This is a genomic window from Aeromonas sp. 61P, assembly GCF_051919545.1.
Classification (GTDB): Bacteria; Pseudomonadota; Gammaproteobacteria; order Enterobacterales; family Aeromonadaceae; genus Aeromonas; species Aeromonas veronii.
In genome coordinates, this window is sequence record NZ_JBQBEL010000001.1 from 638403 (window position 1) to 650000 (window position 11598).

An 11598-nucleotide genomic window follows, 5' to 3' on the forward strand; every position below is an offset into this window, starting at 1 on the left:
TTTCGCATCATTCAGCAAAAAGAAGGGAGGCTTTGGCCTCCCTTCTTTTTTGTGTCAGGTTTTTATGGCAGAAAAGAAGTACCAGATGCGACCCGTACTGTCGCGCTGCGGTGTTAGATTTATCCACCATAAACCTTTTAGAACCTGACAGGACATCCTATGGAACCCGAAATCATTACCGAAGCGCAGACCTGGCTGGTCAATAATCAGGGACTGCTGATCGAATACGGCGTCAATATCGCCGCCGCCCTGCTGACCCTGCTGGTCGGCTATATCGCCGCCAACCTCATCAGCGGTGGCGTGGTCAAGGTGATGCAGGCCCGCAAGCTGGACACCACAGTCACCCACTTCGTCGGCAGCATCCTCAAATACGCTATTCTGGTGTTCGTGGTGATAGCCGCGCTGGGCCGTGTCGGCGTGCAGACAGCCTCCTTCGTCGCCATTATCGGTGCCGCCGGTCTGGCCATCGGTCTGGCGCTGCAAGGCTCGCTCTCCAACTTCGCTGCCGGCTTCCTGCTGATCATCTTCCGCCCCATCAAGGCGGGCGAGTTCATCGAAGTGGCGGGCACCGCGGGTGTGGTGCAGTCCGTTCAGCTCTTTACCACCACCCTCACCTCCGGTGACAACAAGATGGTGGTAGTCCCGAACTCCGCCATCCTCAACGGCACCATCGTCAACTACTCGCGCATGGATACCCGCCGCGTCGATATGACCTTTGGCATCGGCTACGGCTCTGACCTGCGCAAGGCCAAACAGATCCTCGAGCGTCTGGTAAGCGAAGAGCCGCGCATCCTGAAAGATCCGGCAGCCACCATCGCCGTTGCCGCGCTGGCCGACTCCTCGGTCAATATCGTAGTGCGCCCGTGGGTGAAAACCGCTGATTACTGGGGTGTCTGGTTCGACTTCCACGAGAAGGTGAAACTGACCTTTGATGCCGAAGGCATCGAGATCCCCTTCCCGCAGATGGTGATGCACATGCAAAAACCGCAGGCGTGATCGCGGTTCTGCTGCAACAGACAATGCCAGCCTTCGGGCTGGCATTGTCGTTTCTGGCCCCAGCCCATGGCCATGTCGGTGCATAACCACGCCAACCGGATGAAAACAATTTCAGGCTATCGGGGTGGCCCCAATCATGAGCAAGCGCAAGATCCGCCTTGCTTTCGTGACACATAATCCCAATGTTCTGGTTGTATGCTCCCGACAGTGACCCATTGCGGTAAAAGACAATCGGTAAAAATCTGTTACACGGGCCGCCCGTTCGGCTCGCTATAATGCTCGGATAATAAGGTTTGGCGGGACCTTGCCTGCAAGGTTCAAACACAACTTGGCATTTCAGGAATCCTATGAAAAATATCAATCCAACCCAAACCCAGGCCTGGCAGGCACTGGAAGCCCACTTTGCAGCAAACAAAGAGACCCGACTCAAGGATCTGTTCGCGCAGGACCCGAAGCGCTTTGACAAGTTTTCCCTTACCTTCGGCGGCGACATCCTGGTTGATTACTCGAAGAACCTGATCACCGAAGAAACCCTCAAGTTGCTGGTTGATCTGGCCAAAGAGACCGATCTTCGCAGCGCGATCGATGCCATGTTCAATGGCGACAAGATCAACATGACCGAAGGGCGCTCCGTACTGCACGTGGCCCTGCGCAACCGCTCCGACCGCCCCATCGAGTGCGACGGCAAGGATGTGATGCCGGAAGTGAATGCCGTACTGGCCAAGATGAAGGGCTTCTGCGAGAAGATCATCTCCGGCGAGTGGAAAGGCTACACCGGCAAGGCGATCCAGCACGTGGTCAACATCGGTATCGGTGGCTCTGATCTGGGCCCGGTAATGATCACCGAGGCACTGCGTCCCTACAAAAACCACCTGCAGATGCACTTCGTCTCCAACGTCGATGGCACCCATATCGCCGAGACCCTGAAGAAGATCGATCCGGAAACCACCCTGTTCCTGGTGGCCTCCAAGACCTTCACCACCCAGGAGACCATGACCAACGCCCTGACCGCCCGCGACTGGTTCATCAAGATCGCCGGTGACAAGGCCCACGTTGCCAAGCACTTCGCGGCCCTCTCCACCAACGGCAAGGCCGTGGCCGAGTTCGGCATCGACACCAACAACATGTTCGAGTTCTGGGACTGGGTTGGCGGCCGCTACTCCTCCTGGTCTGCCATCGGCATGCCCATCGCCCTGTCTGTCGGTTTCGAAAACTTCGAAGCCCTGCTGCAAGGCGCTTTCGAGATGGACATGCACTTCGCCACTGCCTCCTATGAGCAGAACGTGCCGGTGCTGCTGGCGCTGATCGGCCTGTGGTACAACAACTTCTACGGTGCCGAGTCCGAAGCCATCCTGCCGTACGATCAGTACATGCACCGCTTCCCTGCCTACTTCCAGCAGGGCAACATGGAATCCAACGGCAAGTACGTGGATCGCAACGGCAAGCCGGTTGACTACCAGACCGGCCCCATCATCTGGGGTGAGCCGGGCACCAACGGCCAGCACGCCTTCTACCAGCTGATCCACCAAGGCACCAAGCTGATCCCCTGTGATTTCCTGGCACCGGCCATCAGCCACAACCCGATCGGTGACCACCACCCGAAACTGCTGGCCAACTTCTTCGCCCAGACCGAGGCACTGGCCTTCGGCAAGAGCAAGGAAGAGGTCGAAGCCGAGTTCCTGGCTGCTGGCAAAACCCTGGAGCAGGTCAAGGATCTGGTGCCGTTCAAGGTGTTCGAAGGCAACCGCCCGACCAACTCCATCCTGTTCAAGAGCCTGACCCCGAAAACCCTGGGTGCCCTGATCGCCATGTACGAGCACAAGATCTTCGTACAGGGCGCAATCTGGAACATCTTCAGCTTCGACCAGTGGGGCGTGGAGCTGGGCAAACAGCTGGCCAACAAGATCCTGCCGGAGCTGGGCAACAACGAGGCTGTCACCAGCCACGACTGCTCCACCAACGGTCTGATCAACACCTGGAAAGCGTGGAAAGCCTGATTTATCCAGCCTTTCTGAATGCAAAAGCCCCGCTCGATGAGCGGGGCTTTTTTATGACTGTCAGGCTGATTTTTCTGGCTGGCCGGTCGGGTGTCCAGTCCGACCGGCGACGGGGATCGTCATCCCCGCCCCTTCATCATCCTGCCCGATGCAGACTTAACCGCCAACGGCGATGCGTTTCATGTCCTTCATGTAACCGCGCAGTACCTGGCCGATTTTCTCGATCGGGTGGTTACGGGTCGCTTCGTTGGCCGCCAGCAGCGCCAGGTTGTCGACGCTCTGCCCTTCCGCCTTGCTGGCACCCAGATCGCCCGCTTTCAGGGTCGGCATGAAGTGCTCGCGCAGCAACGGCACTGCAGCGTTGGCAAACAGGTAGTTGCCGTACTCGGCGGTATCGGAGATGACCACGTTCATCTCGTACAGACGCTTGCGGGCAACGGTGTTGGCGATCAGCGGCAACTCGTGCAGGGATTCGTAGTAGGCAGACTCCTCGTAGATACCGGAAGCCACCATGGTCTCGAACGCCAGCTCGACACCCGCCTTGACCATGGCCACCATCACCACGCCATTGTCGAAGTACTCCTGCTCGGCAATCTTGCCTGCAAACGCCGGGGCGTTTTCGAAGGCCGATTTGCCGGTCTCTTCGCGCCAGCCGAACAGCTTGGCATCGTCTTCGGCCCAGTCGGCCATCATACCGCGGGAGAACTCACCGGCGATGATGTCGTCCATGTGCTTCTCGAACAGCGGGCGCATCAGGGTCTTGAGCTGCTCGGAGAGCTCGAAGGCGCGCAGCTTGGCCGGGTTGGAGAGGCGGTCCATCATCAGGCTGATGCCACCTTGCTTCAGGGCTTCGGTGATGGTCTCCCAGCCGAACTGGATCAGCTTGCCGGCGTAGGCCGGGTCTGTGCCTTCGGCAACCAGTTTGTCGTAGCAGAGCAGAGAACCGGCCTGCAGCATGCCGCAGAGGATGGTCTGCTCGCCCATCAGGTCGGATTTCACCTCCGCCACGAAGGAGGACTCCAGCACCCCGGCACGGTCGCCGCCGGTAGCAGAGGCCCACGCCTTGGCGATGGCCATGCCTTCGCCTTTCGGGTCATTTTCAGGGTGAACGGCGATCAGGGTCGGCACACCAAAGCCACGCTTGTACTCTTCACGCACCTCGGTGCCCGGGCACTTGGGCGCCACCATCACAACTGTGATGTCGGAGCGGATCTGCTGACCCTCTTCCACCACGTTGAAGCCATGGGAGTAGCCAAGCGCGGTACCCTGCTTCATCAGCGGCATCACGGTCTTCACCACGTCAGAGTGCTGTTTGTCCGGAGTCAGGTTCAGCACCAGATCGGCGGTCGGGATCAGCTCTTCATAGGTACCGACCGCAAAGCCGTTGTCGGTAGCTTTCTGCCAGGAGGCACGCTTCTCGGTGATGGCGGCCTTGCGCAGGGCGTAGGAGATATCCAGCCCGGAGTCGCGCATGTTCAGACCCTGGTTCAGACCCTGGGCACCACAGCCCACAATCACCACCTTCTTGCCCTTCAGCACGTTGCAGCCGTCCGCGAACTCTTCGCGCTGCATGAAACGACACTTGCCCAGCTGGGCCAACTGCTGACGCAGGTTCAAGGTGTTGAAATAGTTAGCCATGGTGATTGCTCCGTTCGATTGATTCCATGCCGGATAGCGGCGTTGTCTGAACCACTATAGCGCGGGACACTTATTGCCTGAACTGATATATTCGAAACAGTACATTGCAATAACTGAAACGTTAGCCCTTCATAATCGCCTGCTGAATGTACCGCGGGATGGCAGAAACAAGCCGCCAACCGCTGGATATCGGGCACACATGCCGCGCCAGGAGCTGAAAGATGGACCTTCGCAATCTCGAGCTGTTTCTCCACCTCGCCGACTCCCTCCACTTCGGCAAGAGCGCCGATGCCATGGCGGTCAGCCCCTCCACCCTGAGTCGCGCGATCCAGCGGCTGGAGCAGGAGACCGGCTGCATCCTGTTCGAGCGGGACAACCGCTCGGTGCGGCTTACCCCCGCCGGCGAGAAGCTGCGGGAATTTGGCGGCGGCCTGTTGCAGGAGTGGCGCCAGCTCAAACAGGAGCTCAAACGCAGCGACGAGCCACTGCAAGGTCGTCTGCGGGTCTTCTGCTCGGTCACTGCCAGCTACTTTCTGCTGCCCGAGGTACTGGAGCGCTTTCGCCGCCGCTACCCCCAGCTGGAGATCAAGCTGGAGACTGGCGACCCGGCGCTGGCGGTGGACAAGATCCTGGCCGATGAGGCCGATCTCGCCATCGCCGCCCGTCCCGATGCCCTGCCCGCCAAGCTGGAGTTCGCCAGCCTTCAGCTGGTGCCGCTGGTCTTTATCGCGCCGCGCAACGCACCGCAACTGAACCAGTGGTTCCGCCAGGGCGAGCCAGATTGGGAGCAGCTGCCGGTCATCCTCTCCGAACAGGGGCTGGCCCGAAAACGCAGCGATCAGTGGTTTCGCAACAAAGGGATCGCCCCCAACATCTATGCCGAAGTGGCGGGTAACGAGGGAATCGTCGCCATGGTGGCGCTCGGCTGTGGCGTAGGATTGGTGCCCGCGGCGGTGATCGACCACAGCCCGCTCGGCGACAAGGTGCGGATCATCGACCTCAAACCCGCCTTCAAGCCATTTGATGTGGGGATCGGGGTGCTCAAGAAGCGGCTGGAGGAGCCGCTGATCCGCGCCTTCTGGGATACCGCGCAGAATCAGGGCTCACTGCGCTGACACCGGATTATAGATAAGGGCCGGATCGACCATCATGACGCGACTGGGCTGCGGCAAGTCGGGGTTGTGCAACTCGAGGCGCACCCGCTCATCCAGTTTCAACCGCCGAATGGTGCTGCCAAATCCCTCTTCAAAGACCCGGTCAAAAGCACCAGACTGCCGCGCTCGCAGCAGGCCAAGCTCGATGCGCTGGGCCAGCTCCGGATATTTTGGCGAGACAAAGAAGAGCAGCGCCAGCGGATAGCGAAACACCAGACGGGGCTCGATGGCGAGATCCGGATGCTGCCTTAGCTCATCCTCGACCTCGATGACCGAGCGCAGGAAGCAGTCAAAGCGCTTCTTGCGCAGCATGTTGAAGAGCGCCTCATAAAGATTGCCCACCGTCACCTTGAGGCCGTTAGCCCGCAGCAACTGGGTGTCTGGCCAGGATCTGTGCTGGCCGATGGAGAGCCCGGCGCGATGCCAGTCCGCCAACGATCCGATCGCGGCAAAACGCCCCTCATCCCCCTGCCGAACCAGACACACCCGCCATCCCAGCAACCCCTTGGCCAGCGGAATGTGGATTGCCAGCAACTCCCGTTCTCGCTCACCATCGGGGGCAAAAACACCGACCTGAACCAGCTCGCCGCTGCGCAGCTCCTTCACCGCCCGCCCCTGCTCCATCTGCGGGCTGGAGACCAGCTGGTAAGGGCCATAATCGGGCACGGTGAGATCGAGGGAGAGCCGCAGCAACTGGACGACGGCGGGGTTGGGGTGATCCAGCAGCAGATTCCAGGCGCGGATAGGCTGCTCGGTTGCCGATACGCCAACCGTCCACAGTGCCATGCACCACCACCAGACTCTGATCATCCTGTGCACCAACTATGCCTCGTGCTCCTCGCCATACTATAACGCCAGCCAGCGCCTCAACGGCGCCCTCTCTGAAAGATGTGTGAGCGCTCTCGTGTCAAATCTCGTGTCAAAAGTGACAATAGGCAAACCCGGCAGGTCATCGCAGACTGGACGTTCATCAACAAACGCCAAGGCGCAGGGAGGAGAGCCATGAAACAGCATCTGGTAGAGATCAAGGGTTCAACCCTGTTTGACGAGTATCTGCAAAGCATGGGCGTGCCCAGCACGGCGCTCGACCGGGAGCAGGATATCTATCTGCAGGAACGCCACCTGGGAGCCATTCGCCGGGTACAAGGCGAACTGCGCTTTTATTTGCGTGCCAATGCCCTGAACAAACGGTGATCAGGATCCGGTCACAGAACCCGCAGCAAAGGCGTATTAGACTGGTATCTTCCCCCTTTTGTCGGGAGTGCCCATGAAAGCAAGCGGTCTGGATCGGCTGTTCAAACCCCACTCAATCGCCGTGATCGGCGCCTCGACCGACCCGCTCAAGGCGGGTCATGTGATCGTGCGCCACCTGCTGGCGGGCCAGTTCAAAGGGCCCATCCTCCCTGTCACCCCGCGCAACAAGTCCATCGCCGGCGTGCTGGCCTATCCCGATATTGCCAGCCTGCCGCTGACCCCGGATCTCGCCATCATCTGCACCAGACGGGAGCGGGTCTTGCCGCTGCTGGAAGCGCTCGGCCAAAAGGGCGCGGGAGCTGCCATCATACTGGCCGCCGACTTTTCCCCCGAGGAGCGGCTGGAGCTGAAACGGGTCTGCCAGCAATATGGCATTCGCCTGCTCGGCCCCAACAGCATGGGGATGCTGCTGCCCGGCCAGGGGATCAACGCCAGCTTTTCCCCCACTGCCGCCAAGCCGGGGCAGGTCGCCTTTCTGTCGCAATCCGCCGCCGTCAGCACCACCATTCTGGATTGGGCCAAGCAGCATGAACTGGGCTTTTCCGCCTTCATCTCCCTTGGCGATCACTGTGATATCGACTTCGGCCAGCTGCTGGATCAGCTCTCCCGCGACAGCGTCACCCGCGCCATCTTGATCTACATGGACAAGTTGCACGACGCCCGCCACTTTCTCTCGGCGGCGCGGGCAGCCTCACGCAACAAGCCGATCCTGGTGCTGAAAAGCGGGCGCCACGAACCGGCCCATGGTCTCGACAATGTCTACGATGCGGCCATCCGCCGTGCCGGCATGCTGCGGGTACGGGATACCCACGAACTGTTTGCCGCGGTGGAAACACTCAGCCACTCCATGACCCTCAAGGGGGAGCGGCTCGCCATAATCTCCAACGGCCGAGGGCTGGCCAATATGGCGGTGGATGTGCTGCTGGAGCGGGGCGGCAAGCTGGCTCGCCCGCCACTCGATATCGGTAGCGATGCCACCATCACCACCTATCAGGAGGCGCTGGACAACCTGCTCGGGGAAGAGGGGATCGATGCCATCCTGATCATTCATGCCCCCTCGCTCACGGCCCCCAGTGCACCACTGGCCAGCCATCTTATCGCCCACCTGAAACAGCACCCAAGAGCACGCCGTTTCAATATTCTTACCAACTGGGCGGGAGAGTACTCGGCGCAGGAGGGGCGCAAACTCTTTACCGAAGCGGGCTTCCCGACCTACCGCACACCGGAAAGCGCCATGGCCGCCTTCATGCACATGGTGGAATACCGCCGCAACCAGAAGCAGTTGATGGAGACACCGGCGTCACTGCACGGCAACCAACTCAATGGCGAGCTCTGCCAGCAGTTGATCCGTCAGGCGCAGGAGCGCAAGCAACTGAGGCTGGATACCCATCTGGTACACCCGATTTTGCAAGCCGCCGGTCTCTCGACCCTGCCAACCTGGATCGTTACCGACGCCATTGAGGCGACCCTGACCGCAGAGCAGATCGGCTATCCGGTGGCGGTGAAGCTGCGCTCGCCCGACATCCTGCACAAGTCTGCCGTGCACGGCGTGGTGCTCAATCTGCGCACCTCGGCCGAAGTGGCGCAAGCTGCAGATGCCATTCTGGACAGGGTCAAACAGCATGATCCGGGCGCCCGCATCGAAGGCTTGCTGGTGCAACGCATGGCTCGCCGCAGCGGTGGCCTGGAGCTGCGGGTGCGGATCCAGCAAGACGCCATCTTTGGCCCCGTCATTCTGCTGGGTGAGTCGGGTGCGGAACCGCAGGAGATGGTGGCTGCCTTGCCACCGCTCAATCAGGCACTGGCTCGTTACCAGATCATCGGAGCCCTCAAGAGCCGCAAGATCCGTGAACAGGCCACGCCGGAGCGACTGGATATTGATGCTCTCGGTCAGGTGCTCTGCCAACTCTCCGAGCTGCTGCTCGCCTTTCCGGAGATTCAGGAGCTGGATCTGCACCCGCTACAAGCGTGCGGTGCCGAGATGGTGGTACTGGATGCCAGCCTCACGCTGGCTGACCCCGCCATCCCGACCAGCAACCGACTGGCGATCCGCCCCTATCCTACCGAGCTGGAAGAGGGTGCCTGGCTTAAAGATCAGCGCCATATCCTGCTGCGCCCGATCCGGCCGGAAGATGAACCGGCTCACAAGCAGTTCGTGCTGCAGGTCTCCGATGAAGACAGGTACAAACGCTTCTTCGCCGATGTGGGCGAGCTGGGTCATGAAGAGCTGGCTCGCATGACCCAGATCGATTACGACCGGGAGATGGCCTTTGTGGCGGTGGGGCAAGATGGCGAGCTGCAGGATCAGATCCTCGGCGTGGTACGCGCCATCTCGACGCCGGATCTCAGCGATGCCGAGTTTGCCATTCTGGTGCGATCGGACTTGAAAGGGGTGGGGCTCGGCAAATTGATGATGGAGAAAATCATCCGTTACGCCAAAGAGCAGGGAATTGGCCAGTTATCTGGCATGACCATGCCCAGCAATCGCGGCATGGTCAACCTTGCCAAACGGCTTGGCTTCAAGATCGATGTCCAGATGGAAGAGGGGGTGGTCAATATGGAACTTCCCTGCAACCAGCAGGCGGCAGAAGGCTGATTTAGCCGCCTGTAAACTCGCTCAAATGGCTGATAAGGCTCGGATATAGCCAGAAAATGGTGGAAATAACCGGCTATCTGGCACTCTCTTCGCAGCTAAAAAACCAAACGTTGACGGTTTAACATGCTAAAAACACCAAAGCCCTGTCGAGAGACTGGGCTTTGTGTTGGTTCCTGTGTGCAAATCTGGAGGTCACTGGACAAAATCGCCCATAGCAAAAAGGCCTTCCCAATCGGGAAGGCCTTCAAATTAGTGGCGGAGCGGACGGGACTCGAACCCGCGACCCCCGGCGTGACAGGCCGGTATTCTAACCGACTGAACTACCGCTCCGCATTCGGTTAGCTTGCGCTAAATCTTCTGCTGCTTCTTATGAGGTGTCATCCTCGCAGCCAGTGACGTGATTCTTCACATCACCGTTTAATTGGGTGCCTGGCAGTGTCCTACTCTCGCATGGCGAATGCCACACTACCATCGGCGCTACCGCGTTTCACTTCTGAGTTCGGCATGGGATCAGGTGGTTCCACGGCGCTATGGCCGCCAGGCAAATTCTTAATCTAGAAAGCTGACGTGAGTAGTGATGTTGCGCTTGGCTTGTCACTATCACTGAATTTGAGTAGTTCGTTCTATTTGCTACAAGCCTTAGAACACTTCTTGGGTGTTGTATGGTTAAGCCTCACGGGTAATTAGTATGGGTTAGCTCAACACGTCGCCGCGCTTACACACCCCACCTATCAACGTTGTGGTCTCCAACGGCCCTTTAGGACCCTCAAGGGGTCAGGGATGACTCATCTCAGGGCTCGCTTCCCGCTTAGATGCTTTCAGCGGTTATCGATTCCGAACTTAGCTACCGGGCAGTGCCACTGGCGTGACAACCCGAACACCAGAGGTTCGTTCACTCCGGTCCTCTCGTACTAGGAGCAACTCCCTTCAATCATCCAACGCCCACGGCAGATAGGGACCGAACTGTCTCACGACGTTCTGAACCCAGCTCGCGTACCACTTTAAATGGCGAACAGCCATACCCTTGGGACCGACTTCAGCCCCAGGATGTGATGAGCCGACATCGAGGTGCCAAACACCGCCGTCGATATGAACTCTTGGGCGGTATCAGCCTGTTATCCCCGGAGTACCTTTTATCCGTTGAGCGATGGCCCTTCCATTCAGAACCACCGGATCACTATGACCTACTTTCGTACCTGCTCGACCTGTCCGTCTCGCAGTTAAGCTGGCTTATGCCATTGCACTAACCTCCTGATGTCCGACCAGGATTAGCCAACCTTCGTGCTCCTCCGTTACTCTTTGGGAGGAGACCGCCCCAGTCAAACTACCCACCAGGCACTGTCCGCGAGCCCGATTCAGGGCCCTGCGTTAGAACATCAAACATACAAGGGTGGTATTTCAAGGACGGCTCCAGCGCAACTGGCGTCACGCCTTCAAAGCCTCCCACCTATCCTACACATGTAGGTTCAATGTTCAGTGCCAAGCTGTAGTAAAGGTTCACGGGGTCTTTCCGTCTAGCCGCGGGTACACCGCATCTTCACGGCGAATTCGATTTCACTGAGTCTCGGGTGGAGACAGCATGGCCATGGTTACACCATTCGTGCAGGTCGGAACTTACCCGACAAGGAATTTCGCTACCTTAGGACCGTTATAGTTACGGCCGCCGTTTACCGGGGCTTCGATCAAGAGCTTCGCTTGCGCTAACCCCATCAATTAACCTTCCGGCACCGGGCAGGTGTCACACCCTATACGTCCACTTTCGTGTTTGCAGAGTGCTGTGTTTTTGATAAACAGTCCCAGCCATCTGGTCACTGCGACTCCCAACTGCTCCATCCGCAAGGGACTTCACTGTCAAGAGCGAACCTTCTCCCGAAGTTACGGTTCTATTTTGCCTAGTTCCTTCACCCGAGTTCTCTCAAGCGCCTTGGTATTCTCTACCCGACCACCTGTGTCGGTTTGGGGT

At 59.0% G+C, this 11598-nt stretch carries 7 protein-coding genes, 1 tRNA gene and 2 rRNA genes (1 of these 10 cut by a window edge); 5 read left to right on the forward strand and 5 right to left on the reverse strand.

Annotated elements, in window-relative coordinates; translation table 11 throughout:
• Window positions 1-159: 159 nt before the first annotated feature.
• Window positions 160-996: a mechanosensitive ion channel domain-containing protein gene (locus tag ACTG2O_RS03140; RefSeq protein WP_005339493.1), complete on the forward strand. Its 837-nt coding sequence runs from the start codon at window positions 160-162 to the stop codon at window positions 994-996.
• 347 nt (window positions 997-1343) lie between these two features.
• The gene (gene pgi / locus ACTG2O_RS03145) at window positions 1344-2993 is read left to right on the forward strand and encodes a glucose-6-phosphate isomerase (protein WP_005355982.1); all 1650 of its coding nucleotides are present in this window, start codon (window positions 1344-1346) and stop codon (window positions 2991-2993) included.
• A 156-nt stretch (window positions 2994-3149) separates the two neighbouring features.
• Here pgi and ilvC read toward each other — a convergent pair whose 3' ends face one another.
• Complete coding sequence (gene ilvC, locus ACTG2O_RS03150) at window positions 3150-4631, reverse strand: ketol-acid reductoisomerase (RefSeq protein WP_439975321.1); 1482 nt, start codon at window positions 4629-4631, stop codon at window positions 3150-3152.
• A gap of 221 nt (window positions 4632-4852) precedes the next feature.
• On the opposite strand from ilvC, the gene ilvY reads away from it, so the two are divergent.
• Complete coding sequence (gene ilvY, locus ACTG2O_RS03155; RefSeq protein WP_005342097.1) at window positions 4853-5746, forward strand: HTH-type transcriptional activator IlvY; 894 nt, start codon at window positions 4853-4855, stop codon at window positions 5744-5746.
• Here ilvY and ACTG2O_RS03160 read toward each other — a convergent pair.
• Entirely contained in the window at window positions 5735-6595 is an 861-nt protein-coding gene (locus ACTG2O_RS03160; protein WP_439975322.1) for a hypothetical protein, read from the reverse strand. The two genes, ilvY and ACTG2O_RS03160, sit on opposite strands and share 12 nt — an antisense overlap.
• Window positions 6596-6787: 192 nt before the next feature.
• Here ACTG2O_RS03160 and ACTG2O_RS03165 point away from each other — a divergent pair, with 192 nt between their 5' ends.
• Both ACTG2O_RS03165 and ACTG2O_RS03170 read left to right on the forward strand, forming a co-directional pair.
• A complete protein-coding gene (locus ACTG2O_RS03165) occupies window positions 6788-6979 on the forward strand; it encodes a hypothetical protein (RefSeq protein ID WP_005339486.1) in 192 nt (63 codons plus the stop codon).
• Between the two features lie 73 nt (window positions 6980-7052).
• The gene (locus ACTG2O_RS03170) at window positions 7053-9635 is read left to right on the forward strand and encodes a bifunctional acetate--CoA ligase family protein/GNAT family N-acetyltransferase (protein WP_439975323.1); all 2583 of its coding nucleotides are present in this window, start codon (window positions 7053-7055) and stop codon (window positions 9633-9635) included.
• A 253-nt stretch (window positions 9636-9888) separates the two neighbouring features.
• Here ACTG2O_RS03170 and ACTG2O_RS03175 read toward each other — a convergent pair.
• From ACTG2O_RS03175 to ACTG2O_RS03185, 3 genes are all read right to left on the reverse strand, one after another.
• Window positions 9889-9965: transfer RNA gene (locus ACTG2O_RS03175), tRNA-Asp, on the reverse strand.
• 97 nt (window positions 9966-10062) lie between these two features.
• Window positions 10063-10177 (reverse strand): 5S ribosomal RNA (rrf, locus tag ACTG2O_RS03180).
• A gap of 120 nt (window positions 10178-10297) precedes the next feature.
• Window positions 10298-11598, reverse strand: a 23S ribosomal RNA gene (locus ACTG2O_RS03185); it runs 1589 nt beyond the window's last position.